The organism is Pseudomonas sp. TKO26 (assembly GCF_003225665.1).
GTDB classification, from domain to species: Bacteria; Pseudomonadota; Gammaproteobacteria; order Pseudomonadales; family Pseudomonadaceae; genus Aquipseudomonas; species Aquipseudomonas saponiphila.
The window spans coordinates 25,366-50,709 of the sequence record NZ_QKLN01000009.1 but is presented as its reverse complement, the minus strand read 5'-3'; the positions used below and the strand labels follow the sequence as shown (position 1 = coordinate 50,709).

Annotated in this window: 27 protein-coding genes; 7 read left to right on the top strand and 20 right to left on the bottom strand. The window is 64.2% G+C overall.

From position 1 onward, the window contains the following. Positions 1-60: 60 nt before the first annotated feature. The 4 genes from DNK59_RS15115 to DNK59_RS15100 all read right to left on the bottom strand — a co-directional run bounded on the left by DNK59_RS15115 (position 61) and on the right by DNK59_RS15100 (position 2,236). The gene (locus tag DNK59_RS15115; RefSeq protein WP_110723707.1) at positions 61-699 is read right to left on the bottom strand and encodes a LysE family translocator; all 639 of its coding nucleotides are present in this window, start codon (positions 697-699) and stop codon (positions 61-63) included. A 126-nt stretch (positions 700-825) separates the two neighbouring features. Then, positions 826-1,242 (bottom strand): fosfomycin resistance glutathione transferase, encoded by a 417-nt coding sequence (gene fos, locus DNK59_RS15110; RefSeq protein WP_110723706.1) that lies wholly within the window; start codon positions 1,240-1,242, stop codon positions 826-828. A gap of 3 nt (positions 1,243-1,245) precedes the next feature. After that, a complete protein-coding gene (locus DNK59_RS15105) occupies positions 1,246-1,488 on the bottom strand; it encodes a hypothetical protein (protein WP_110723705.1) in 243 nt (80 codons plus the stop codon). Between the two features lie 10 nt (positions 1,489-1,498). Further along, positions 1,499-2,236: a hypothetical protein gene (locus tag DNK59_RS15100; protein ID WP_110723704.1), complete on the bottom strand. Its 738-nt coding sequence runs from the start codon at positions 2,234-2,236 to the stop codon at positions 1,499-1,501. A gap of 200 nt (positions 2,237-2,436) precedes the next feature. Between DNK59_RS15100 and DNK59_RS15095 the strand changes: the two genes are divergently transcribed. Then, a complete protein-coding gene (locus DNK59_RS15095) occupies positions 2,437-2,676 on the top strand; it encodes a CopG family ribbon-helix-helix protein (RefSeq protein WP_110723703.1) in 240 nt (79 codons plus the stop codon). Next, complete coding sequence (locus DNK59_RS15090) at positions 2,666-2,950, top strand: type II toxin-antitoxin system RelE/ParE family toxin (RefSeq protein WP_110723702.1); 285 nt, start codon at positions 2,666-2,668, stop codon at positions 2,948-2,950. The genes DNK59_RS15095 and DNK59_RS15090 overlap by 11 nt, the downstream gene beginning before the upstream one ends. 28 nt (positions 2,951-2,978) lie before the next feature. Here the strand turns inward: DNK59_RS15090 and yiaY are convergent, their stop codons facing one another. After that, positions 2,979-4,127, bottom strand: a complete 1,149-nt coding sequence (gene yiaY / locus DNK59_RS15085) for an L-threonine dehydrogenase (protein WP_092320299.1) — start codon at positions 4,125-4,127, stop codon at positions 2,979-2,981. A gap of 156 nt (positions 4,128-4,283) precedes the next feature. Between yiaY and DNK59_RS15080 the strand changes: the two genes are divergently transcribed. Next, positions 4,284-5,303, top strand: coding sequence for a DUF4917 family protein (locus DNK59_RS15080; RefSeq protein ID WP_110723808.1), 1,020 nt, complete (start codon positions 4,284-4,286; stop codon positions 5,301-5,303). 110 nt (positions 5,304-5,413) lie between these two features. Here DNK59_RS15080 and DNK59_RS15075 read toward each other — a convergent pair whose 3' ends face one another. Beyond that, entirely contained in the window at positions 5,414-5,956 is a 543-nt protein-coding gene (locus DNK59_RS15075; protein ID WP_092320298.1) for a helix-turn-helix domain-containing protein, read from the bottom strand. A gap of 161 nt (positions 5,957-6,117) precedes the next feature. On the opposite strand from DNK59_RS15075, the gene DNK59_RS15070 reads away from it, so the two are divergent. Continuing rightward, the gene (locus DNK59_RS15070) at positions 6,118-6,900 is read left to right on the top strand and encodes an aldolase (RefSeq protein ID WP_110723701.1); all 783 of its coding nucleotides are present in this window, start codon (positions 6,118-6,120) and stop codon (positions 6,898-6,900) included. A 31-nt stretch (positions 6,901-6,931) separates the two neighbouring features. Then, a complete protein-coding gene (locus DNK59_RS15065) occupies positions 6,932-7,819 on the top strand; it encodes a dihydrodipicolinate synthase family protein (protein ID WP_110723700.1) in 888 nt (295 codons plus the stop codon). A gap of 69 nt (positions 7,820-7,888) precedes the next feature. Here DNK59_RS15065 and DNK59_RS15060 read toward each other — a convergent pair whose 3' ends face one another. From DNK59_RS15060 to DNK59_RS15010, 11 genes are all read right to left on the bottom strand, one after another. Next, positions 7,889-8,422: a hypothetical protein gene (locus DNK59_RS15060; protein WP_110723699.1), complete on the bottom strand. Its 534-nt coding sequence runs from the start codon at positions 8,420-8,422 to the stop codon at positions 7,889-7,891. Continuing rightward, the gene (locus DNK59_RS15055; protein ID WP_110723698.1) at positions 8,422-9,066 is read right to left on the bottom strand and encodes a hypothetical protein; all 645 of its coding nucleotides are present in this window, start codon (positions 9,064-9,066) and stop codon (positions 8,422-8,424) included. The genes DNK59_RS15060 and DNK59_RS15055 overlap by 1 nt, the downstream gene beginning before the upstream one ends. A 259-nt stretch (positions 9,067-9,325) precedes the next feature. Beyond that, positions 9,326-9,664, bottom strand: a complete 339-nt coding sequence (locus DNK59_RS15050) for a YegP family protein (RefSeq protein ID WP_110723697.1) — start codon at positions 9,662-9,664, stop codon at positions 9,326-9,328. 77 nt (positions 9,665-9,741) lie between these two features. Then, positions 9,742-11,094 carry an LLM class flavin-dependent oxidoreductase gene (locus DNK59_RS15045; RefSeq protein WP_177431254.1) on the bottom strand — a complete coding sequence of 451 codons (1,353 nt, stop codon included), beginning with the start codon at positions 11,092-11,094 and terminating at the stop codon, positions 9,742-9,744. Continuing rightward, positions 11,087-12,514, bottom strand: coding sequence for an MFS transporter (locus tag DNK59_RS15040; RefSeq protein WP_110723696.1), 1,428 nt, complete (start codon positions 12,512-12,514; stop codon positions 11,087-11,089). The genes DNK59_RS15045 and DNK59_RS15040 overlap by 8 nt, the downstream gene beginning before the upstream one ends. Before the next feature lie 146 nt (positions 12,515-12,660). Beyond that, positions 12,661-13,410, bottom strand: a complete 750-nt coding sequence (locus DNK59_RS15035; protein ID WP_110723695.1) for a tRNA-dependent cyclodipeptide synthase — start codon at positions 13,408-13,410, stop codon at positions 12,661-12,663. Between the two features lie 4 nt (positions 13,411-13,414). After that, on the bottom strand, positions 13,415-14,191 hold the full coding sequence (locus tag DNK59_RS15030) for a 2OG-Fe(II) oxygenase (RefSeq protein WP_110723694.1): 777 nt from the start codon (positions 14,189-14,191) through the stop codon (positions 13,415-13,417). A 292-nt stretch (positions 14,192-14,483) separates the two neighbouring features. Next, positions 14,484-15,443, bottom strand: coding sequence for an aliphatic sulfonate ABC transporter substrate-binding protein (locus DNK59_RS15025; RefSeq protein WP_371920287.1), 960 nt, complete (start codon positions 15,441-15,443; stop codon positions 14,484-14,486). A 52-nt stretch (positions 15,444-15,495) separates the two neighbouring features. After that, a complete protein-coding gene (locus tag DNK59_RS15020; protein WP_110723693.1) occupies positions 15,496-17,964 on the bottom strand; it encodes a TonB-dependent siderophore receptor in 2,469 nt (822 codons plus the stop codon). Between the two features lie 25 nt (positions 17,965-17,989). Next, a complete protein-coding gene (locus DNK59_RS15015) occupies positions 17,990-18,487 on the bottom strand; it encodes a RidA family protein (RefSeq protein ID WP_110723692.1) in 498 nt (165 codons plus the stop codon). A gap of 88 nt (positions 18,488-18,575) precedes the next feature. Continuing rightward, a complete protein-coding gene (locus DNK59_RS15010; RefSeq protein WP_110723691.1) occupies positions 18,576-20,153 on the bottom strand; it encodes an FAD-dependent oxidoreductase in 1,578 nt (525 codons plus the stop codon). 321 nt (positions 20,154-20,474) lie between these two features. On the opposite strand from DNK59_RS15010, the gene DNK59_RS15005 reads away from it, so the two are divergent. Next, positions 20,475-21,494: a MarR family transcriptional regulator gene (locus DNK59_RS15005; RefSeq protein WP_110723690.1), complete on the top strand. Its 1,020-nt coding sequence runs from the start codon at positions 20,475-20,477 to the stop codon at positions 21,492-21,494. Between the two features lie 65 nt (positions 21,495-21,559). Next, entirely contained in the window at positions 21,560-22,240 is a 681-nt protein-coding gene (locus DNK59_RS15000) for a hypothetical protein (protein ID WP_256596379.1), read from the top strand. A gap of 12 nt (positions 22,241-22,252) precedes the next feature. Here the strand turns inward: DNK59_RS15000 and DNK59_RS14995 are convergent, their stop codons facing one another. The 3 genes from DNK59_RS14995 to DNK59_RS14985 form a co-directional block, all read right to left on the bottom strand. Further along, complete coding sequence (locus tag DNK59_RS14995) at positions 22,253-23,446, bottom strand: dipeptidase (RefSeq protein ID WP_110723688.1); 1,194 nt, start codon at positions 23,444-23,446, stop codon at positions 22,253-22,255. A 90-nt stretch (positions 23,447-23,536) separates the two neighbouring features. Further along, entirely contained in the window at positions 23,537-24,499 is a 963-nt protein-coding gene (locus tag DNK59_RS14990; RefSeq protein WP_110723687.1) for an ABC transporter substrate-binding protein, read from the bottom strand. Positions 24,500-24,511: 12 nt separating this feature from the next. Next, positions 24,512-25,321: a class II aldolase/adducin family protein gene (locus DNK59_RS14985; RefSeq protein ID WP_060837933.1), complete on the bottom strand. Its 810-nt coding sequence runs from the start codon at positions 25,319-25,321 to the stop codon at positions 24,512-24,514. Positions 25,322-25,344 lie beyond the last annotated feature (23 nt).

Below are 25,344 nucleotides of genomic sequence, written 5' to 3'. Positions count from 1 at the left end.
TTGAGCCTGTTCGGCCAGTGTCGAGCACCGGCCTTACACCCTCGCAACCCGCGAGCGGCGTTATGCCTTGTTGCCGATCAGCCCCGGTACCGCATGCAGCAGGGCATTGATCGCGAAACCGATGAACATCACCCCGCAGATCCGGGTGATCGCCAGTTCGTGGCGCTGGTAGCCGTTGCGCACCCGACGCGCGCCGACAACGCCGATGAGAATAGCGTATGCCGCCAGGCCCCCGAGGAAGCTCAGGGCAATCAGACCGGGCAGCATCGACCAGGTGAGCAGTTCGGCGCGGCTGGACAGCAGCGCGGTGAAGGTGGCCACGGCCACCGGGTAGGCCTTGGGATTGGTCAGGCCGAAGAGCACGCCGTGCCAGAACGGATGGCGCGCGGCGCCCTGGGGCTCAGCGCCGTTGCCGCGACGGGCGCGGATCGCGCGCACGCCCAGCCAGAACAGATACAGGCCACTGAACAGGCCGAGGATATTGAAAGCGTCGCTGCCGATTTCCCGGGCGCCGACAATGGCAATCAGCGCCGTGCTGCACCAGAGCACATCCCCCAGCATGTGCCCGCCGAGAAACCCGGCACCGGCCTTCCGGCCTCGGGAGGCACCGATACCGAACACCGCCAGGACCCCGGGTCCGGGGGTGATGGCATAAATGAAACCCGAGGCGATAACGGCCAGCAACAGCGATGAGGTCATCGGCAAGACTCCAGAACGGATGCACCTCACGGGAACGCCAGGCACAGAACGAATCTGGCGGATTCTGCACGATCAAGGCACCTTGCCACCAGCGACTTTCGTCAGCTGCTTCCGGGCAGCGCCACCTCAGTTGCTGGGGTAAAAGCGCATTCCCGCATAAGGGTGTTCGCGACAGGCGCGTAATCGCGAGGCCAGGTCACCGACATGGATCTCCAGTCGATGGCCATCGGGATCGAGAAAATAAAACGACGCGCCCTCGCTGCGGTTGTCGCGCCACTCCTGCACCGGCGCCTCCCGCAGGCGCTGGACCAGCAGTGGAAAATCCGCAGCGCCGACGCCAAAGGCGTAGTGGGTGTAATCGGCAACGGCCGGCGCCTGCCGTTGCGGGTCCAGGGACAGGCACAACCACAGCCCCGGCAACGACAGGTAGGCTCCGCCGTCCCAAGTGGCCTCCAGACGCAGTTGCAACAGCGCGTGGTAGAAGGCCAGGCTGAGGGGCAAGTCGCTGACCGCCAGAGTCAGGTGATTGAGGCCGGTAAGCATCGATTACTGTCCTTTCAGGGCGGTGCTCAGTACATGGCGCTGGCCGTCATAATGCAGGGTCGCCAGCGTGTTCCTGGGCGTCGCCCGGGCACTGATGCTCAGCTCCGGCTCCGCGGGCCAGGGCTTGCAGACATGCAACTCTCCGGGGATATCCGTCGTGTTGTCGCACCCCGCCTGCGCCGCCGTAACGCCCCCCAACCCGGCACAAAGGGCCAGGCCGAGGCCACATGATTCCAGCCACTTCATCAAAACGCCCTCAGATCCCGCTGTAGCCATTGGGCAGGACATAACGCTGGCCGTCGTAGTGCAAAGTGACGAGCACCGGCTTGGCGGTCAGCGACTTGGACTGGCACTGGTCGCCGACTTGCTCGCTGCGGGTACTGACGCTGACCGAACGTACGATCAGGTCGGCATAACCGTGGCTGCGGGTCTTGGCGATCTCCAGGGTACGGGTGGTTTTGGTCCCCTCCCCGGCACACTGGCCATCCCATTCGCCGTTGTAGGAATGGGCCAGGAACTTCTCCAGCACCGGGCGCAAGGTGCTGCCCTCGCGCACATACAGGCTGAGCCAGACCTGACTGAAAGGGTTGACCCGGGACGAGCCTTCGAACCCGGCCCGGACCCCGAACGCCCGCACCTGGGGCGTCAACTGGAAGCGCCCGGTGTCGAGCTTCACGCTCTCCAGGCGAACCGCGTCGGAAACAAAAGCCGCAGGCTGCGCATAGCGAGCCAGGACCTGTCCGCTGTTGCGCTCCAGCACGGCCAGTTGCAGGTTGTAGGTGCCGTCACCGTTGCCGCTGTCGCTGGGGTCCGGGACCATCTCCGACAGCAGGCTGATGCTCTGGTCGGCAAACGCCGGCCAGTCCTTGCACAAGGAAAAGCCCGGGACCTCGGCATTGCGCGGTGGCGGCAGGCACTGGGCCGCCACCGAGGTGGCGCCGGCCAGCAACCCCAGGCTGCCCAGCAGCAGGATCAGAGAAGAGCGAGGGAACATTCACGACTCCTTGTGACAGGCGGATACAGCGCGATTTCAGGTCGCACTATCCTCTGCCACGCGGGCGCTTTCAACGCCGGGAGCTGGTGCTCGGGAGTGGCCTTGCCTTGTGACAACTCCAGACCTGACGAATGGCCGGGGCCGGGCTAGGGAATGACGAGGTAGTATTTTGTATTACACATCACTACAACGAGATCGCCATGTCCATCATGTCCCTGCGCTTGCCCGATGAGCTCGCTGAAACCCTGGCCCTGCTGGCAAAGGCTACCGGGCGCAGCAAGTCGTTTCTCGCCGTGGATGCCCTGCGGGAATACCTGGCGCGGGAAGCCTGGCAGATAGAGGAAATCCAGAAGGCCCTGAACGAGGCCGACGCGGGTGACTTCGCCAGTGCCGAAGAAGTGGCGGCCATCGCCGGCAACTGGACCGACAATGCGCATTGAATGGCTGCGCAGCGCCTTGAACAACCTGGATGCTGAAGCGCGTCATATCGCCCAGGACGATCCCCGGGCCGCAGCGGAATTCGTCAGGACGCTATTGGCCAGTATCGAGCAACTGGCCCGGTTCCCCTCAAGCGGCCGCGAAGGCCGCCTGCCCGGCACCCGGGAGTGGGTAGTCCCGGGCTGGCCCTGCCTGGTTCCCTACCGGGTACGGGGGGATCGACTACAGATATTGCGAATATTCCACACTCGCCGGCAGCCGCCACAGCGCTGGTGAACGCTTCGCCCGCGAACCGCCCCCTGGCTCAGAACGCGCTACGGAAGATCTCCTCGATCTGCCGTTGATCCGCCGGCCGCGGGTTGGTCAGGCCGCAGGCGTCTTTCAGGGCGTTGGCCGCCAGCAGCGGAATGTCCTGCAACTTGGCCCCCAGCTCACGCAAACCGGCGGGAATCTCCACGTCCCGAGCCAAGGCACGAATCGCCGCGATGGCCGCCTGAGCGCCCTCTTCCGGGCTGAAACCGCGAATGTCCGCGCCCAGGGCATGGGCCACATCGGTCAGACGCTGGGCGCAGACCGTCGCATTGAAGCTCTGCACGTGGGGCAGCAGCACCGCGTTGCACACCCCGTGAGGCAAGTCGTAGAAACCGCCCAACTGGTGGGCCATGGCATGCACGAACCCCAGGGACGCGTTGTTGAAGGCCATGCCGGCCAGGAACTGCGCATAGGCCATGTTCTCCCGCGCCACCAGGTCATTGCCGTCGTGCACTGCCTGACGCAGGTTGGCGCTGATCATGCTGACGGCCTTGAGCGCACAGGCATCGGTGATCGGGTTGGCGGCGGTGGACACATAGGCTTCAACGGCATGGGTCAAGGCGTCCATGCCGGTGGCGGCGGTCAGGCCCTTGGGCATCGCTACCATCAGCGCCGGGTCGTTGACCGACAGCAACGGCGTGACGTTGCGGTCGACGATGGCCATTTTCACGTGGCGCGACTCGTCGGTGATGATGCAGAAACGGGTCATCTCGCTGGCGGTGCCGGCGGTGGTGTTGATGGCGATCAGCGGCAGTTGCGGCTTGGCCGACCGGTCGACGCCTTCGTAGTCGGCAATCTGTCCGCCATTGGTGGCACACAGGGCAATGCCCTTGGCGCAGTCATGGGGCGAACCGCCGCCCAGGGAGATGACGAAGTCGCACTGCGACTGCTGCAACTGCGCCAGCCCCTGCTCGACGTTGGCGATGCTCGGATTGGGCTTGGCGCCGTCGAAGATCACCGAATCGATGTCCTGCATGGCCAGCTTCTCGGCAATCATCCCGGCGACCCCGGCCTTGGCCAGGCCGGCGTCGGTGACGATCAGCGCCTTGCGAAAGCCATAGTTGCGAATGGCCTCCATGGCTTCGTCCAGGCAGTTGATACCCATGATGTTGACGGCGGGAATAAAGAAGGTGCTGCTCATCAGGAAGTCTCCGGGCGAAGGCCCAATTCGGGTGTCGATGCGGTTATGCGTAACAGGATCGACTCATCGGTCACCGGCGTTGTTGATCTGGCTCAAGGGTCGGTCGTGATAAAGTCGGCGGCCGAAATACCTCCAGCCTTGAGACCGATGACCGCGATGATGGATTTCCAGGAATTTGATGCCGAACTAGAAGACTGGAACGCCCTGCGTGCAAGCACCCCGTTCAGCGGCTTGCTGATCGGCAACGGCGCCAGCCGCGCCGTGTGGGAAGACTTTGCCTACGACTCGTTGTTCGAAAACGCCCGCACGGTGGAAGAAAAGCCCCTCAGCCCATCCGAACTCAGCGTGTTCGAAGCCCTGCAGACCCGCAGTTTCGAGCAGGTGCTGGGCGCCCTGAAAACCACCAGCCGGGTCAACAAGGCCCTGGCGGTCAGCTCGGCGGCGCCGCGCAATCGCTACTACGCGATCAAGGAAGCGCTGATCAACACCGTGCACGCGGTGCACATTCCCTGGCGCCTGATCCAGGAGCAGAGCCTGGCGGCGATCAACCAGGAACTACGACGTTATCCCACGGTGTTCACCAGCAACTACGACCTGCTCAACTACTGGGCCGTGCAACATGACAGCCAAGGCATCGACGACCTGTTTCGCGGCGCCGATCCGGCCTTCGAACTGGGCACCGCCCCGGACGCCGCGACCCGCCTCCTCTACCTGCACGGTGGCCTGCACCTGGTGCGCAACCTGGACGGCAGCGCGCGCAAGCTGACCGCCACCGAAGGCACGCTGCTGGGCAGCTTCGCCATCAACAACACCCTCAAGACCCTGGACGACGTACCGCTGTTCGTCAGCGAAGGGCCGCTGGCGGACAAGCTCAAGACCATCCGCAGCTCGGACTACCTGTCGTTCTGCTATCAGCAACTGCAGGATCACAGCGGCGCCCTGTGCATCTTCGGGCACAACCTCGGGCCCCAGGACCAGCACCTGGCACAGGCGATCCGCCAGTCGGCGGTCACGACCCTGGCGATCTCCATCTACCCGCGCAGCGCGGCGTTCATCCAGCACCAGAAGCGTCATTACGCCAAGCTGTTCGAGGGCCAGGACCTGAGCCTGCGCTTCTTCGATTCCAAGACCCACGCCCTGGGCAACCCAGCGCTGTCGGTGCCCGTCGAACACTGACCAACCCCGCAGATCTCACGACTGGCGTAGGAGCTGGCTTGCCAGCGAAGGCGGCCGCAGAAACAACACAAGGCTCCAGCGCCCGGCCAGCTCCTGGCGGATGAACGCCTTCAGTCCTCGCTGCTGTGCACCACCACCAGCAACTGCGCCTGCTCGTCCCCCAGGGAACGGATGCGATGGGGTTTCTGCGCATTGAAATGCAGCGCATCGCCACGGTTGAGAATCACCCGCTCGTTCATGAAGTCCACTTCCACCTGGCCTTCGTGGACGAACAGGAACTCCTCCCCCAGGTGTTCCTTGAAGGTCTTGTCACTGAACTCCTTGGCCGGGTAGATGATGAACGGCAGCAGGTTGCGCTCGCTGACCTGATGAGCCAGCACCGCATAGCCCGGGGCCTGGTCGTTGGCCGCCAGCGACTGGCGCTGGTCACTGCGCACCAGGCTGTAGCTGTCGAGGCTGAGGCTGTCCTCGGCGAACAGCTCCTCGACCTTGACGTTCAGCGCCTTGGCCAGTTTCAACGCCGCCGCGATCGACGGGGTATTCAACCCGCGCTCGACTTTCGACAGATAACTCTTGGTCATCCCGGATTTTTCGGCCAGGGCCTCCAGGGTCACGCCAAGTTTTTTTCTGAGTAATTTCAAACGGATAGACATGTGGAGCGGTTAATCCATCTAGGAAACAACGATTGGCGCTTGCCAATGACACAAAGTGTCATATAGCCTTTTAAGTGTCATCGCGACTCACCCAACGACCTCGCAAGCAGCAGGTGAAGCGCAGATCCGACGTCCATTGCACTTCTCAAAGGACCTTCGACATGGCCAAGACATTAGCACTGCCCAAAGACCAACTGGTCAAGCAAGCCCTGACCCAGATGCAAAATACCCTGGCGGATAATACGTGGACCGACCGGCAAAAGCTGGCCCTGACCTGCCGCATACTGTTCGAGAACGGCCATGACTCGGGCCTGGCCGGGCAGATCACCGCCCGCGGCCCGCAACCGGGCACCTACTACACCCAGCAGCTGGGCCTGGGCTTCGATGAAATCAGCGCCAGCAACCTGCTGCTGGTCAACGAAGACCTGGAAGTCCTCGAAGGCCACGGCATGCCCAACCCGGCCAACCGCTTCCACAGCTGGGTGTACCGCGCCCGGCCGGACGTGAACTGCATCATCCACACCCACCCGACCCACGTTGCCGCGCTGTCGATGCTCGAAGTACCGCTTGCGGTGTCGCACATGGACCTCTGCCCGCTGTACGAGGACTGCGCCTTTCTCGAAGCCTGGCCAGGGGTGCCAGTGGGCAACGAAGAAGGCGAAATCATCGCCGCGGCCCTGGGCGACAAGCGCGCGATCCTGCTTTCCCACCACGGCCAGCTGTCCACTGGCGCGAGCATCGAGGAGGCCTGCGTGATCGCCCAACTGATCGAGCGCGCGGCCAGGCTGCAACTGCTGGCCATGGCCGCCGGCACCATCAAGCCGATCCTCCCGGAGCTGGGTCGCGAAGCCCACGACTGGATCTCCAAGCCCAAGCGCCACGGCGCCGCCTTCAACTATTACGCTCGGCAGAACCTGAAAAAACACGCCGACTGCCTGAACTGATCCACCCTTTATGCCTTGCAGGAGTTGCACCATGCCTACCACCAAGATCCACGGCATCATCGGCTACACCGTCACCCCCTTCGGCGCCAACGGCGAAGGCCTGGACCTGGACGCCCTCGGACGCTCCATCGACCGCATGCTCGACGCCGGCGTCCATGCCATCGCGCCCCTGGGCAGCACCGGCGAAGGCGCCTACTTGAGCGACGCGGAATGGGACCAGGTCGCCGAGTTCAGCATCCGCCACGTGGCCAAGCGCGTGCCGACCATCGTCAGCGTCTCCGACCTGACCACCGCCAAGGCCATCCGCCGCGCGCGCTTTGCCGAAGCCCAGGGTGCCGACGTGGTGATGGTGCTGCCGACCTCCTACTGGAAGCTCAGCGAAGCCGAGATCCTCGCCCACTACCAGGCCATCGGCGCCAGCATCGGCGTGCCGATCATGCTCTACAACAACCCGGCCACCAGCGGCACCGACATGTCGGTGGAACTGATCCTGAAGATTTTCCACGCCGTGGAAAACGTCACCCTGGTCAAGGAAAGCACCGGCGACATCCAGCGCATGCACAAGCTGCACCTGCTCGGTGAAGGCCAGGTGCCGTTCTACAACGGCTGCAACCCCCTGGCCCTGGAAGCCTTCACCGCCGGCGCCAGCGGCTGGTGCACGGCGGCGGCGAACCTGATCCCGCAGCTCAACCTCGAGCTGTATCAGGCCGTGCTGGAGCATGACCTGCAACGGGCCCGGGCGCTGTTCTACCACCAGTTGCCGCTGCTGGACTTCATCCTCAAGGGCGGCTTGCCGGCCACGGTCAAGGCCGGGCTGGAACTGACCGGGCTGAACGCCGGCGAGCCGCGCCGGCCAGTGTTTGCCCTGAACGAGGGCGGTCGCCAACAGTTGCACACGCTGCTGCAGACCCTGGGTTGAAGCCCTGACAAAAAAGCCCGGGCGGCTGACACCGTCCGGGCTTTGGCATGGGCCGCGTTCACGCGTGGCTCAGTGGCTGTTCAGCGCCACCGGGGCCTGGGCCTTGAACTGCGGGTCCTGCAGCATCTGCACAATGAACTCGTCGGTGATGCGCTGCACATGCTGGTATTGGCCGCCATCGGGATTGGCCCAACCGCGCCAGGAACGGGTGTGGTTGCTGACCCGGTACTTGGCCAGAGGCTGGTCGCCACGGCTGACGTGGAACATCACCTGGCTGTCCCAGGTGGCCCGGCCCGGCACGATAAACAAGGTCATCGCACTGAGTAGCCCCATGGGAATGTTCTGCCAACCAAAGTAATCACTGTTGGCCATCACGATCACGTTGTAGCCATCGGCACTGAACCCCGACTGCACCTGCTCGAAGGTGCCGCGACGACGCAGGTTGTCACGGATCAGGCCGGCAGGGATGGCTCCCATCACACTGACGCTGATCGCCGGCAACCGCTGCTGATAATCCACCTCGGCCGGCTTGAGACTATGGCTGGTCTGGCAACCGCCAAGTCCCAGCATCAGCACCAGCAACCACCACAACCGAGCGCCCATTACAGATCCCCCGAGAGCATGGCCTTGAGCATCGACGCCTTGGGTCCCTGCTCCTTGACGATCAGCGAGGTGACTTGTTCCATCTGCTCCAGATCGACCCGTTGCAGGCTCGGCACCTGCGGGTACTTGGCGCGCACCAGGGCGGCGTCGCGCTCCAGGTGGTCGCTGTGCAGGAACACGCATTTGGCCCCCGCCGCCGACAGGCAGCCAGCGCGGAAATCACCAATGTAATAGGCCTTGCCGGCTTCCAGTTCCAGGGGGATGGAGAAGTCTTCGCGGCTCCAGGCGGTGGCGTTGCCGCGGTCGAAGTGCAGGTTGTAGATCTCGTAGCGCCCGGGTTTGAGCGGCATCACGAACAGGCTGCCGATGCCGTGCCAGGTCTCGCGGACATCCCGTGGCGTGCGGCCGTAGATCTGGTTGTACAAGCGCGCCGAGGCGAATCCCTCGCCGCCCCGTGGGCGAATCAGCAGCATCTGTTCATTGGCGGTGTGCACCGCCTTGGGCCAGATGCCCACCACCCCCACCACGTAGGCCACACCCGACTGCGGGTCGGGGCGCATGCTCTCGGCGATTTTCGTGGACGGCAGGCTGTAGCAGCCACTCAGCGCCAGCAGCGTGGCGAGCAATACGAGAGGGCGAATCATGAGGTCGCAGATCCCTTGGACAATGATCGATTACGTCAACCAGAGCGCCAGGTACGCCGACCACCCCGTGACGGGCGCGCAGCCTAATGCAAGTGATGGCATTTAGCCAGAATTACGTCGTCAATCGGCTGACGAACGTCAGTGGATTGCCCCCCCTGTTCGCCACCAACGTCGGCGCCGCGTTTCAGCCGGGCACGCCCCGCGCGGCGACACCGCCTTGCCCCTGGCCGGGCAAAGCGGTTCAGAGTGCCGAGCCGGGTCAGACGGCGGTCAGGTCCTTGATGTTGTGGCTCGGACCGTTGGCCTTGACGCTGGCGATGCCCTTGTCCCGGGCCGCCTCCGAGGAATAGGTTTCACTGCTGCCGATGATTTGCTGATTGGCCGCCTTGAGATTGAAATAGGGCTTGCCGTCCTTGGCGCTCTTGCGCTCGTAGCGCTCCTCCAGGGGGCTGTTGGCCTGCACCGAGGCAATGCCGTTCTCCGCGGCCGCGCGCGTGGTGTACAGCTCGCTGGTGAGAATGATCTCGGCGTTGGCCGCCTTGAGCGCGAAACGAAACTGGCCGCTGCTGCTTTTCTTCAACTCATACCATCCGGACATGCTGTTGCTCCTTGTGTTGATCAATGGACCTCGATCGATGGGCGTTGCGCCTTGGGAGTAAAGCCCCTTTCGGCGATTCAGCCATTGCCCCGGTGGCTGAAGAATCGGTTTTCCACCCGCGCCAGCCCCAGGTGCTCGCGCAGGCTGTGCCCCGTGTAGCGCTGGCGAAACAGGCCCCGGCGTTGCAGCTCCGGGGTGATCAATTGCACAAAGTCGTCGATGGCCCCCGGCAGGTGGGTAAACAGCACATTGAAGCCATCGGCGGCGTATTCCTCGTACCAGCTCGCCATCTCGTCGACGATCTGCCCCGGAGTGCCCACCAGCACCTTGTGCCCACTGGCGGACAGGCTGCGCAGCAACTGCGCCAGGGTCGGCCGTTCCCGGCGGACCAGTTCCACCACCAGTTGCCGACGGCTCTTGTGCCGTTCGGTGGGCGGCGCATCCGCCAACAGCGGCACCTGGGCGTCCAGGGGCAGGCGCGACAGGTCGATGCCCAGGTCCAGCAGGTAGGACAGCGCCTTGAGCTGGGCCTGTGGGTCCTGCAATTCCTGCAACTGCTGGTACTTTTCCTCGGCCTCGTTGAGGCTGCGGCCCACCGTGGGAGCGATGCCCGGGAAGATTTTCAACTGCCCGGCATGGCGGCCGTAAGCGGGAAGGCGTTCCTTGAGTCCGGCGTAGAACGCCTTGGCCTGCTGCAGGTCGGTCTGGGCGGTGAACACCAGCTCGGCGCACCGCGCCGCCAGCTCGCACCCCGGCCCGGACGAGCCAGCCTGGGCGATCACCGGCCAGCCCTGCAAGGGCCGTGGCGCGTTCAATGGCCCCTGCACCTGGAAGTGCTGGCCACGGTGCTGCAACAGGTGCATCCGCTCCGGCCGCAGCCACTGGCCGCTGGCCTGGTCCCGGGGAAAGGCGTCATCGGCCCAGCTGTCCCACAGGCCACTGACCACCTCGAAAAATTCCTCGGCCCGGGCATAACGCTGGGCGTGGCTCATGGGCTCGGGCTGATTGAAGTTCTCGCCGCCGATCAGCCCGGTCACCAGGTTCCAGCCCGCTCGGCCCTCGCTCAAGTGATCGAGCGAGGCGAACTTGCGCGCCAGGTTGTAAGGCTCGTTGTAGGTGGTGCTGGCGGTGGCGATCAGGCCAATGTGCCGGGTCACCACCGCCAGGGCCGGCAGCAGGGTCAGCGGGTCCCAGCGCAAGCTGTGGGAACTGCGGGCCAGCACCCGCGGATCGAGGTCCCCTACCGCCACGTTGTCATTGAGAAACAGCGCGTCGAAGCAGCCCCGCTCCAGGGTCTGGGCGTAGTCCCGGTAGCGCTGGAAATTCAACGAGGCATCAGCATCCGCCCGGGGATGACGCCAACTGCCGACGTGGGCACCGGAGCCGGAGAGAAAGGCCCCCAGCCCCATCTGCCCGCCGCGCTCAGCCATGGCTGGCGCCCTCCTCGGCCGCCGCCCCCAGCAGCGGCGCGGCGCGCAGCAACAGGCTGACCGAAGCCCAGACCAGCAGCGTCGCCAGGGCCAGGAACAGCATCACCCCGCGATAACCATTGAGGAAAGCGCCCTGGGCGTCATCCAGCGGCGTGGCGGAAAAGTGGTGGAACAAGCCCACCCCGACCGCCAGCCCGATGCCACCGCCAACGTTGTGCAGGGTCATCAGCGAGCCCATGGCCACCGAGCCCACGGCCTGGGGCACCGAGGAAATGCCCAGTACCGTCGACGGCCCGAGAATGCTCGCCCAGCCCAGGCCCATGATGACGAAGGCCGCCAGCAGATAAGCCAGCGAGGTCTGGCGGTCGAAGCCGGCCTGCAGCAGCGCCGAGAGCACGAACAGCAGCAACCCGGCCTTGATCAGCAGCGCCGGGCCTTTGCGGTCCACCAGCCGCCCCACCAGCGGCGACAGCAGCGCCACGCCCAAGGTGGTGGGCAGTAACAGCAGGCCGCTGGCCTGCACCGACGCGCCACGGATCTGCGCCAGGTACAGCGGCATGACGAAAAACGCCACGCAGTAGAACAGCGCCAGGCCGAAACTGGCCGCCACCCCGGCGACAAAGCGCCGGTTGGCGAACAGCTTGAGATCGATGATCGGCGCCGCGACCCGTTTCTCCACCGCCAGGAACGCCACCAGGGCCAGCAGCGCCAGGGCGATCAGGCTCAGGGTCAAGCGTGAACCCCAGCCCCAGGCACCACCCTGGACGATCACCAGCACCAGGCTCGGCAGGCCGATCAGCAACAGCAAAGCGCCCCAGCCATCCAGCCGCGCGCCGCTCTCTGCCGAGCGTGACTCCTGCACGCTGAAGCTGCAGATACCCAGGCTCAGCAGCACGAAAGGCACGTTGATCAGGAAGATCCATTGCCAGCCAAAACCACTGGTGATCAACCCGCCCAGCACCGGCCCGATCGCCAGCCCCACGCCGTTGACCCCGAACAGCACGCCAAAGGCCTTGCCCTGTTCGGCGCTGTCGAAGGTGCTGGAGACAATCGCCCCGGAGGCGGTGTAGAGCACCGCACAGGCCAGCCCCTGAAGCACCCGGGCGCCGATCAGGGTGTCGATCTGCGTCGCCAGTCCGGCCGCCAGCGAGGCCAGGCCGAACACGCTCAAGCCGATGAACAGCACCCGCTTGCGTCCATGCAGGTCGGCCAGGCGCCCCACCAGCACCATGAAACTCGACAGCGTCAGGATGAAGCCATTGATCACCCACTGCAGGCTGTCCACCGAAGCCCCGAGATCGGCCTGCAGCGCCGGTAGCGCGGTGTTGACGATGGTGAAATCCACACAGCCGAGAAAACTGGCGATGCTCACCCCGAGCAATGCCCACCACTTGCGTTGCTGTTGCGCAAAAACGCTCATGGAAACTCCTTGTCAGTCATAGAAAAACCGTTAGCCGTAGGAGCCTTGCCAGCGGGCAGGCCCTTGAGTCCTGTATCGCCCCAGGGACGCCTTCGCTGGCAAGCCAGCTCCTGCAAAGGTCAGCGAGAACGGCGGATCCGAGCGGGTCAGATGGCGATGGCGCCGCTGGTCCAGTTGGGGTGAATGGCGCCAGGCAAGGTGAACGGAATCGGAATCCCGCGCTTCTTGAACTTCAGCGGCAGCCAGCGCACCCGGTCCGGGCTGTGGGGCTCGATCAGCAGCTCGCGACTGGTGGCCATGGCCGTGGTCATCTGCTGCGGATAGAGCACGTAGTGGTAACCCTCGTCGGCCCACAGCGGCAGGATGATGGGGATCTCCTCAAGGATGTATTCCCGGCACTGGGCCGCCGCCCGCTCGATGTCCGCCTGTTCATCGCGCAGGCGCAGGCGCTCAGTGAACACGCCGATGGTGCTGTCGATGGCCTGGCGCAACTCCTCGCGCTGCTGATAGATCTGGTCCAGTTGCTGGCGCAGTTCGGCGTAACGGTCGCTGGCCAATTCCTGGTTCCAGCGGGTGATGTGGTACGGCACCCGCAGGCCGTCGAGAATGCTCTGGTTGCGCGCCAGCCAGGCATCGCCGTCGCGGATCGATGCCGACAGCGCCTCGCCGGGGGATTTGCCGTGCTTGTTGTGGCGTTGCAGGGTGTCGGCCACCACCACCTTGACGTGGCTGAAGCCGGACTGGTTGATCAAGTGGATGGTGGACCGCAGCTTCTGGTCCTCGTGGTATTCCTGGCCGACGCTGACCGCCAGGACCACGCGCTTGCCGTCGAATTCGTGCTCCTCGCCGCCCTTGTTGAAGTAGGCCTTGAGGTTGATTTCCTGCACCTTGCTCATGAGTTCAGCTCCAGTAGGCCAAAGGCTGGTGTTCGCCGTAGTAACCGATAAAGACCCCGAGGGTGACCCGGGTGCTGCTGGCCGAAGGGCGGACCGCGTGGATCAGCCGCGGATTGAGCAGGATCAGGTCGCCGGGCTCGGGCTTGACCACAAAGTCCGGCGGCGGCAACAGGTGGCGCTCGATGCCATAGGCCCGCTCGCCCTTGAGGCGGTTGTACTCCTCTTCGTCCGGCTCGATGCCCCAGATCTCCAGTTCACCGCCGTCCTCGGGGATCTCCAGGTAGATGTTGGTCGACAGTTGGGTCAGCAATTGCGGGCTGTGGCCCTCGGGCGCATTGCGTTCGAGCTTGTCGGTGTGGGGCGTGAGATCGACCCCCGAACCCTGGAAGCGGGCGATGCCGACGAAGCACTTCTGCCCGTCCACCTGCAGCAGGTGCGCGCCTTGAGGCCAGACCTCGTCCAGCAGCAAGCGCAGCTCGTCGATGGGCGAGGCCAGGGGCCGGAACAGATTGCGGATCTTGCGAATGTTGGGCAGGGCCAGGGCGTGGTATTCGGCCCGGCTCTGCTCATCCTGGATCTCGATATAGGCCTTGCCGATCCGGACGAATTCCTGCTGCTGGCTGAAGGCACTGCGCAGTTCCTGCTGGTACAGATGATCCCGCGCCACCTGCAAGGTATCCGCTGGGCAGAAACCTTTGAGCTGAACGCCGTAAGAGCGTTTTTCCACAACATCGAGGATATGCCGCGCTTCAAGTTTGTCGGCAGTAGTGACTGTGAACATGCAAGCTCCCTTATTCCCTGGAAGTAGCGACGAAGTACAACACTGGCAGAGCGTAATAATTTGTTTCAGGGCCACATTAGGCAGTTGAGAAGGTCTTGTGAAATACCCTTTATCTCTAATCTCCAAACTTAAAAACGTATAGAAAATCAGGCAAATAGCGGCCACCGCCAACACTTTCACAAGTGTTGGCGGAGAATTATGAAATTCGCTGATAGTTAAGTTAAAAGATAAACATCATTACTCTTTATTTATTCAAAAGCTCCCGAGTCTTATTAATAAAACCGCCATGAATTCATTCAACTTCATTGAATGAAGAATCCATATAAGCCGCCGCATCGAACGACTTGTGGATGATGCCTTCTTCACGGTACAGATCCGCGGTGTGCTGCACGTCCTCGACCACGGCCGGGCCCACGGCGATACGCCGGGGCAGCGAGTAGCGATTGGAACGTTCATGCACCTCCAATGGCAGGCCGCTGTAGCCGGCCTGGATCTTTGCAAACGCCTCCAGATGCTGGTTGGCCCAGGCATAGGCGCGGTCCAGGCGCCGGAGGAAATCGGCGATCTGCCGCGGCTTGTCGCGAATCGCCTGATCATTGGCCACCAGCAGCATGTGACCGGCGAACAGCCCCTCGCCACTGACCAGCACCCGGGTGCCGCCCTCCATCTGCACCATGCTGGTGTAGGGGTCCCAGGTCGACCAGACGTCGGCCTGAGCATTGCTCAGCAGGCTGCGGGACTCGGCCGGCTGAAGAAAGATGAACTGCGCATCCGCGCCGTGCAGGCCCACCGAACGCAGGGCGGCCAGGGCCAGGAAGTGACCGATGGAGCCGCGCGTGGTGGTGATGCGCCGGCCCTTGAGGTCGGCGGCATCCCGTAGCGGCGAGTCCTCCCTGACCAGCATCGCCACCGCCGTGGGCGTGACCTTGAGCTTGATCACCCCCACGGTCTTGATCGGCGCCCCGGCAGCGGCGGCGAACACAAAGGGCGCGTCCCCCAGGCTGCCGATATCCACCGCCCCCGCGGCCAGGGCCTCGGCGGTGGGCGCGGCGGCAGCGAAAGAGGCGAATTCGATGGGATACGGCACCTGCTCCAACTCGCCGGCGGCTTCGAGCAGGATCTTCAGCGACTGCTTCTGGCTGGACACCCGCAGCACCGGCTGCGCCAGCGCAGTGCCCAGCCACAAACACAACACCAGCCCTTGTAGGAGCCGGCTTGCCGGCGAATGGCCCCCGAACCATGCGCCAGTCATGCGACCGCCTGCGCTGGCAAGCCAGCTCCTGCGAGAGTCATCGTGGTCATGCTCAGAACGCCAGGCTGACGCGGCTGTAGTAGTAGCCGCCACCCAGTCCATAAGGCGAGAACATCCCGTATTCATAGGTCCCCGCCCAGGCCTTGAGGCCGATCTTGTCCGGGTACACGTCGAACAGGTTGTTGGCGCCCACCGCCACGGTGAGGTTCTGGGTCACGTCGTAGGCCACGTCCAGGTCGGTGATCCACTTGGCGCTGTAGGTGCGGTCGTTGGCCGGGAGGTTCGAGCCTTCGGTGTACTCGCCAAAGCGGGTCAGCTGCAGGTTGGTGGTCCAGTCGCCGACCTTGTAGTTGGTGGAGAGGATCCACTTGTCCTTGGGCGTGGACTTGGTCAGGTCGATCTGCTGCTGGCGGTCGAACAGCACATAGCCGGTCCCCAGGCGCGACAGGGCCGACGGGGTGTCCGCCAGATCGCGGATGGTGGTCTTGTTGTGGTTGTAGGCCACGCTCCATTTGGCCGTGCCGTACTCGCCGAACGACTGGCTGTAGTCCGCCACCAGGTCGACGCCCTTGGTCCGGGTATCGGCGGCGTTGGTGTAGTACTGCCCGGCGAGGTTCGGCGACAGGCCGTTCTCCACCAGGATCTGCGACACCGCCGGGCCCTTGAGGATGCCGGTCTGGAGAATGCGCTTGTCGATGTCGATCAGGTAGAAGTCGGCGGTCAGACGCAGCCGTTCGGTGGGTTCGGCGGTGAAGCCCAGGCTGTAGTTGCGCGAGGTTTCCGGCTCCAGGTCCTTGGCCCCCAGGGCAATGGCTTCCGGCGAGTTGGGGCGCATCTGCTTGGTGCGCACCGAGCTGGTGGTGCCACCGGCGCCGAACTGGGTCACGGTGCTGGTGGTGGAGAACACGCTCTGGGCCAGGGACGGCGCGCGGAAACCGTTGCTCACCGCCGCGCGTACCGCGTAGCCAGGGAGGAACTCGTAGCGCGTGGTCAGCTTGCCGCTGGTGGTATCGCCCACCCCGAGGTTGTACTTCTCATAGCGCGCCGCCGCGCCGACGTACCAGTTGGGGGTGATGTTCAGGCCCAGGTCCACATAGGCCGCCTCGCTGTGACGCTTGAGGCTGTAGGCGTCTTCCGGGGTGGTGCCGTTGACCGAGAACAGCCCCGGGTCCGGCACCACGCCGGCAAAGGGGCCGGTGGCCGGGACATAGCTACCCTGGTTGTAGGAGTTGGGCTCGCCCTCCTCCAGCGCGTATTTCTCCCAGCGGTATTCCACCCCGAAGGAGGTTTCCAGCGGGCTGCTCCAGCCGATGTCCAGGGCCCGGGAGAAGTCCAGGTTGTTGGTCCACTGGTCGAACACCAGGTTGCCCAGGTGAAAGTCATGCTGAGTGTAGGGACCGTTGGAAATGTTCAGGTTGTTGGCAGTGTCCAGCACCCCACGGTCCTTGCCGTAGGTGCTCGACAGGTCCCAGTCCCAACCGCCGGCGAGGCCCTTGGCCCCGCCGGCGACCTGGAAGTCGGTCTCGCGGATTTCCCGTCGCGCCTGGCCGCCGTTGGGGTACGGCGCATTGGGCACCCCCGCCAGGCTGGTGATGTCGGTGGGCTTGCGATGGCCCAGGTTCTTGTTGCTGTTGCGATAGCTCAGGGTCGAGAACGAATACAGCTTGAGGTCGTCGGCCAGGGGCAGCTCGGCGTTGTAGGCCAGGCTGGTGGTGCGGTCGCGGCCCAGGCCGTACTCGGTGCCCCAGCCCTGGCGATTGCTTTCCCGCGGGTCCGGCGAGCCGTCGGCCTGCTTGAAGTACAGCTGGCCGCTGGCGGCGCTGGAGCGCTCGTAAGGTTCCTGGAGCTTGGCGTCCCAGGACAGGTTGAAGAAGCCGCCGTCCTCCCCCAGCTTGTTGCCCCAGTTGAAGGCCTCGTGGCCGGTGGTGCCGTCGCCGTCGTAGTACTGGCCCAGGGTGGTGTCCGAAGTCAGGCCCTCGGAGTTGCGCTTGAGGATGATGTTGATCACCCCGGCAATCGCGTCGGAGCCGTACTGCGCGGCGGCGCCGTCGCGCAGCACTTCGATGCGCTCGATGGCGGCGGTTGGAATCAGGTCCAGGTCCACCGGCACCGAGGCGTTGCCGACCCGCGCACCGTTGTTGATCAGCGCCGAGTTGTGCCGGCGCTTGCCGTTGATCAGCACCAGCACCTGATCGCCGCCCAGGCCGCGCATGCTCACCCCGCGCACCAGGAAGGCGGTGCCACCGCCGTTGATGGTGGGTACGTTGAACGACGGCAACAGGCGCCCGAGCATTTCTTTCAGGCCGTTCTGGCCGATGCTGCGCAGCTGTTCGCTGTCGATCACATCGATCGGCGCCGGGCTGTTGGTGACGGTGCGCTGCTGGCTGCCGCGCACGCCGGTGACCACTACGGTGCCGAGGGTTTCATCGGCGGCCAGCAGTTCCACCGGGGTTGCCAGGCTCAGCAGGCCAAGGCTCAGGGGCGCGGCGCCGAGGACGATTTTATGCAAGGACATACTCATGGCTTCAGATCCTTTGACAGGCGCCTCAGCGCGCTCGGGCGGCGACGGTTTCGACTTCGATCAGGGCGCCGGGCAGTACCAGCCCCGCCACTTGCACCGTGGTCCGGGCGGGTTTGAGCGGCTGTTTCTCGGTGCCGAAGAACTCGCGGAAGGCCACTTGCAGGCCATCGAAATCCAGCTTGCCGCCCAGGGCCGGATCGCCCACCAGGTAGATCCGCAGTTGCACCACATCCCCCAGGCTCAAGCCCTGGCCGGCGAGGATCGTCTGCACCTTGCGCAGCACCTCGCGGGCCTGGCTTTCGGTGTTGCCGGCAGCGTGGATCTGTTCCTTGGGCGCCTTGGGGTCCACCGGGTCCGGCAGCAGGCCGGAGAGGTAGGTCACCTCGCTGTTGGCGGGCAAGGTCACCGATTGCAGGATCGGCGAATGGGGATAGCTGGACGGCACACGCTGGATCCCCGCGGCCCAGCTGCTGCTGGCGGCGCACAACAGCCCCAGCCCTACGACGGTGTTTTTCAAAGACATGCAAAGACGCTCCAAGGTTGTGTTTGCCAGCTTCGGAGGTCCGCTACCCGGCAATGGGTGACTGCTGTTTTATGAGTGCTCGGCTTTTTCAGGCCGTTTGCTGTAGCGACGAGCCTTGCGCCCGTTCAAAGAGATGGCGCACCACTCGCCGCGCGGCGCCGGCGGCGGCTTCCTGCCAGATGCCCACGCCGCTGTGGGCCAGGCCGTCGCTGGTCAGGTAGACCCGGCCCTGGGGCTGGTTGAGCAGGCTGTAGTCCGGCTCGACCACTTCATGGCTGATCCAGGGGCCGAGGTTGTAGGGGATCTTGCCCCAGGCAATCGCCAGCGGCTTGCGCAGTTCATGGCCATGGCCGGGGTGCAGCAGCTCCACCGCCTGGCGGGAAATCTCGATCTGCTGGGCCAGGCTTTTCTCCCCGAACCTGCGGGCGGTTTCACCGTTGTTGTAGGCCGCCACCAGCACCCCCTCGGCCTGGTTGAAACCACCGCTGGGGTACCAGAGCCCGGAGGCCTCCTGGTTGATGAACGACAGCCCGCCGTAGATCTGGTACTGGCTTTCCCAGAAGCGCCGCGACTGCCAGGCCACCTTGTTGGCGTAGCCGAACTGCACCGCGCCGATGGCCTGACGCACCGGGGCGCTGAAGTTGTTCTCGACCTTGGCCAGCAGCGGCAAGGGCAGGGAACTGATCACGTAGTCGGCCTTGAGACTCTGGGTGCGGCCGCTGCGGCGATCCAGGTAGACCACCTCGGCACCGTCGGCCCGGTTGGTGATGGAACGCACCTCGCTGTGCAGCCGCAACTGCCCTTGCAGACGCCGGGCAAACGCCTGGGGGATGCGGTCCATGCCGCCCACCGGCTGGAACATGGTGGGCGAGAATTCCGGGTATTCATCGATCATCAGCGCCGTGGTCAACGCCGGGTTGAGCAGGGTCTGCAACGGCAACGGGTCGTTCTTCTGCGCCAACTGGTCGCCGGCACCGGGCCAGACCTTGTAGCCGGAGCGCGCCGAGCCCAGGTATTCGAGCTTGTCGGAAAGGTCGCCCCAGGTTTTCAGAAAGCTCAGCAAGTTGCTGCGATCGGCCGCCGTCAGCTCCTGGTCCAGGGCATGCCGGTTGACCGCCTTGGCCAGCAGTTCGGAAAAATGCCCGCGGCTGTCATTGACCGCCTGACGGATCTGCAACGCTGGCTGATTGAGGTCCGGACGCACCAGGGCATTGCGGCTGGTGTTGACCAGCACCTCCAGCTCCACCCCCAGCTCGCGGCAGTAGCCGAGCATCAACTGGTGGTGGCTGGGCAGGCGACCGGCCCCGGCGTTGAGGTAGAAGCCGTCGTCGAACTCGGCGACCTGCACACTGCCGTCGCTGTACTCCACCCGGTCGCCGCCGCGCACCGTCCAGTTGCGCCCGCCGACCCGCTCCCGGGCTTCGAGCAGCGTGACCTTGAAGCCGGCCTTGTTCAGCTCATAGGCGCTGACCAGGCCACCGATCCCGGCGCCGATCACCACCACCGAAGCGCCCTTGCCCACCGCCGCGCTGGGCAGCGACGCATAGTTCTCCTCCAGGGCCTCGGCATTGCCCGAGCCACCGAACAGGCCCATGACCGCGCTCGCCGCCTGGACCCCGCCGACAGCGGCGATACGGGCGATCAATTGTCTTCTGGTCAGTGGCATGCCAGCGCTCCCTGCGGCGAATGGATAGTGCGTTCGGTTATAGCCTGCGGACTTATGCAGTCACTTGGGTCTATGGGAAGCCATCCTAGGGGCGCTCATTTAATAAGAGAAATACATTTTAAGCATATGCAAATATTACTTTGTTTCATATTCAGACACACAAATACTGCACAAGACGCATGAACAACAGTGACTAGCCAGTCGCCAGACAATCCACCTTGGCCAGCGGGCCTACACAGGAAAAACCGTTCGTAACATATTTATTGAACGGTAACTCTTACAATGTTACCGTTCATAAAACATGTTAAAAGGACACCTACCATGAACTCCGAACTCCAGAACGCCGCCCCCCAACTGCCTGCGCTCGCCTCCTACATCGAGACGGTGCTCGGCTATACCCCAAGCTTCAGTGCCTGGGATCAGGCCCCCAGCCTTCCCTACTACCTCAACAGCCACTATTGCCTTCTGCACATGGCCTTGCTCGGAGAAACCTGCGTGGTCTTGCTGGAGAACCCGCAGCAATCGGCCAGCTTGCCGGACGTGAAAAAGCACATGGATACGCTGCGCAAACTGACCCAGGCCCCCCTGATCTTCGTGGCCGAGGCCCTGGCCTCCTATGAGCGCAAGCGCCTGATTGACAAAGGCGTACAGTTCATCGTCCCCGGCAACCAGCTGTTCATCCCCGAACTGGGGCTTGATCTGAGGGAGTACTTCCGCGCCCGGCAGGAAAAAATCACGCTCATGAGTCCGGCCACCCAGGCCATGCTGATCCACCTGTTGATGAATCCCTCGCCGCCCTCGTTGCAGTTGTCCCAAGCGACGCTGGGCTACCCGTTCAAGTACTCCAAGATGACCGTTTCCCGCGCCGTCAAGGAGCTGAAGGACCTGGGGCTGATCGTGGTACACAGCGACCGGCAAGCCCATATCGAGATCCAGATTTCGTCGCATCAACTCTGGGAAGGCGCCAGGAAGCACATGCGCTCTCCAGTGAAAAAGACCCTGTGGCTGAACCAGATCCCGCACTTGAATAACACTCCATTGCTGTTCGCCGGCGAGTCGGCGCTGAACAAGCACAGCCTGCTGATGGAACCCCGGCTGCCGGTTTACGCCTGCTCCAGCGAAACCCTGGCCACTCTCCTGAAGGATTCCCCGGCGCTGAGCGAAGTCGCCCCCGAGGAGGCCGCCTGCGCATTGCAGATCTGGTCCTACGAACCCACCGTCTATGCTCGGACAAAGGATGGCTGTGTCGATCCTTTCTCGCTGCTCCTGAGCCTGCAGGACAGCAAGGATGAACGGATACAGATCGGCTTGAGCCAAGTGGAAGGAAACTTGAAATGGTAAGGGGGCTGGACCGCTTCCGTGAGTACTTCACCGACTACGCCGACCGCTACGTGATGATCGGAGGCGTGGCCGCCTACCTGAGCATGGAAGAAGCCGGCCAGGCGTTCAGAGCCACCCGAGACTTGGACATCGTCCTGATCATCGAAGCGCTGGACCCTTCGTTTGTCGCTCGGTTCTGGGAGTTCATACGAACCGGCGGTTATCAGATCAAGCAACGCAATAACGAAAGGCCGATTTTCTATCGCTTCATGGCGCCGACCGATACCAGCTTCCCTGTACAGATCGAACTGTTCTCGCGTAGCCCGCAAGGCATCGATCTGGCCGAGGGCGCGACCTTGAGTCCTATTCCTGTCGACGAAGCCGTCTCAAGCTTGTCGGCCATCTTGCTCAACGAGCAGTACTACGACTTTTTACTCGCCGGCATGCAGCGGATCGACGCGATCACCTACATTGGGGCGGATCGGCTGATTCCCCTCAAGGCCCATGCCTGGCTGAACCTCACCGAGCGCCAGGGCAAGGGGGAGCAGATCGACAGCAAGAACATTCGCAAACACCGTAACGATGTCTTGAGCCTCTCAGTCCTGCTTGCACCTCACTCAACCCACCTGCCCGACCCAATAGCTGAAGATCTGCAGCAGTTCCTGCTGCAACTGGCTGAACAAGCCGTGGATCCTGCCGCTATTGGGCTGACAGAAAGCCTGCAACAGCTGATTTTGCGGATCAGGCAAGCCTTTCATCTGGCCTGAGCAGTCAACCTCCTAACGAGCGGTATCGGCCTGCGCCGCAGCCAGCACCCGCAGCAGATTCCCACTCCAGATCTTCGCCAGGTCCGCTTCGCTGTAACCCGCCGCCAAAAGGCGCTCGGTGATTCGCGGTAGCTGCGCCACATCCTCCAGCCCCTGCACTCCGCCGCCGCCATCCCAGTCGGCACCGATGCCCACATGGTCCGGGCCCACCACCTCAAGGATGTGCAGCAGGTGGCGCATGTAGTCGTCCAGGCTGGCCCTGGGCTGCGGGTAACGAGCCTCGACCTGACGAATCCGCTCGGCCAGGTCCGCCACCTGCCCGGGGCTCAGGCTCGCGGCCAGGCGAAACTCGCGGTACAACGGCCCCAGGGCCTTGTCGCGTTCGGGGTTGGGCAGGCTGTTGATCAGGTCGCTGGGGAAACTGTTGACCTGCACCACCCCGCCCCTGGCCGCCAGCTGGCGCAGGCGCTGGTCATCCAGGTTGCGCGGATGGGCAGTGATCGCCCGGCTGCTGGAATGCGAGGCAATGATCGGCGCGCGGGACAGGGCCAGGACCTGGTCGAAGACCTGATCCGAGGCATGGGACACGTCCAGCAGGATGCCCAGGCGATTGGCCTCGGCCACCAGCTCGCGCCCCGCCGGGCTCAGGCCGTGCCACTGCGGCAGGGCGGTGGCCGAATCGGCGAAGTCGTTGTTGGCCGAGTGCACCAGGCCGAGCATGCGCAGGCCCTGGCGATAATAGGTGTGCAAGCGCGCCGGGTCGGCGGCCAGGGGCTCGGCGTTCTCCATGCTGATGAAGACCACCCGCTGGCCACGGGCGACGATGGCCGGAACATCGCTGGCCTGCAGGGCCAGGGCGAAGTCATCGGGGTGGGCGGCGATCAGGTCGCGGATCCGCGCCAGCACCGCCAGCCCATGTTCGCTGGCCAGGGTCCGGCCCTCGGCGTTGAGCGGGCCCTGTGGGGTGAAGATGGCCCAGAACCCGCCGTCCAGCCCGCCCTCTTTCATCCGAGGCAGATCGACCTGGGACAGATCGTCCCGATAGTCATGACGCTGGGTGATGTCCCACCCGGGGCGGGCCAGTTGCATCGGCGTGTCGAGGTGGCTGTCGAGCACCGTCAGGCGCTGGTGCAGCGATTGCGCCGGGCTGGCGGCCAGCGCCCAGGGGCTGAGTAGCGCCAGGCACAGCAAGTTTCGAGACAACATGGGGCCTCCTGGCCAATCAAGGAAATCGCCCCTGCGGATAGCGAAGGCGCTCTCCCGGGCACCGCAAGGCTTGAGCCGGCTCCCACAGGGTCAGGACCAGTGGAAGCTGCGGTCCCACAAGCCGGAAACATCCAGTTGCTGGGGCAGTACGCCGGCTTCGAAGAACAGGTCGGCCACGTCCTGCTGGGATTTCACCGCCGCGTCGTCCACCGGTTGCAGCAACCGCGGGCCGCTCTGGGCCCGGTACTGGGCGAGGAACACTTCGCGCGGCATGCCGAGGATCTGTGCGCTCCTGGTCGCCCATTCCTCGGGATGGCTGGCGATCCATTGCCAGGAGCGGTACTCGCGCAGGATGTAGTCGGTGATCGCCGCGTGCTTGAGCGGGTCGGCAATGCTGTTCTGGTTGGCGGCGATCACGTAGTTGCCGGACAGGTAGCCCTGGCCGGTCTTCAACACCTGGGCCCCGGCCCGCAGTTCCGCCAGCTGGATGAAATAGCCGAAGCTGACCCAGGCATCCAGGGCGCCGTTCTGGAAGGCGGCAAAACCGTCTTGCGGGGTCAGCGCCATGGGCACGATGTCGGCAAAGCCCAGGCCCTGTTCCTTGAGTGCCTTGAGCAGAAAGTAATGCGAGCTGGTGGAGCGGATGTAGCCGATGCGCTTGCCCTTGAGCTCGGCCACCGACTGCACCACAGAGCCCTTGGGCACGATGAAGGCCTGGTTGTTGACGTCGCCGGTGAGCACCGCGATCAGCTTCACCGGGGCGTGGTTCTTGATGCCGAAGATCGGCGGGATCTCGCTCATCGGCGAGATGTCCAGGGTGCCGCTGACCAGGGCCTCGAAGCTCAGGTTGCCGCCGCTGAACTCGGCGTACCTGACCTTGTAGGGTGGCGGCTCGATGCCCGCCTCGGCGAAGAAGCTCGGCGCCGCGCCCTTGTAGGTAGCGACATTCAGGGTGACCCCGGATAGGTCCACGGAGGCTCCCAGGCCCAGGCGCGGCAAGACGGCGGCCAGACCGGCCAGGGCCGAGAGTTGGAGAAGACGACGACGTTGCATGGGCAAGGATCCTTAATCGAGAAAGTCCGGTTCTTCGCGCACGATCCGCTCGCGGTAAGGCTGGAAGCTGAACCAGCCGCCAAACTCGGTGCCGACCTGGCGCGCGGTGTGGCGCGCCACCTCGTGGGGAATCAGTCGCGGGGTGCCGGCGGCTTCCGCCAGCAACTGAGCCTGGGCGGCGTTGTCCATGGCGATGAAGCGCCACACCGCCGCCTCAACGGTTTCGCCCACGGTCAGCAGGCCGTGGTTCTGCAGGATCAGCGCCTTGTGCCCCTGCAACGCGGCGGCGATCCGTGCGCCTTCGCTGGCCTCCAGCACCACCCCGGAAAAGTTGTCGAACAGCCCGTGCTTCTCATAAAAGGCGCAGGCGTCCTGGGTCAGCGGATCCAGCAGGCGCCCCAGGCTCGACCAGGCCTTGCCGTGCAACGAATGGGCATGGGCTGCGGCCACCACTTCGGGATGGGCTTCGTGCAAGGCGGCATGAATGGCGAATGCCGCAAGGTTCAGCGCCCCCTCGCCTTCGATCACCGCGCCTTCGGGGTTGACCAGCAGCAGGTCGGACACCCGCACATGGCCGAAATACACCCCCACCGGGTTGACCCAGAAATGGTCCGGGCGTCCCGGGTCGCGCACGGTGATATGCCCGGCGCCGCCCATGTCGAAGCCCAGCCGGGCGAACACCCGGAAGGCAGCGGCCAGGCTTTGCTTGCGCTGCCGGCGTTCCAGCTCGACCGTGGCCTGCTGGGGCGGGTGTTCCCAGCGAAAAACCGTATGGCCATCGCGGGGCAAGTCATACACCGCGGGACGAAAATGTGCGGTCATGTCCGCTCTCCTTGAAGTTGTCA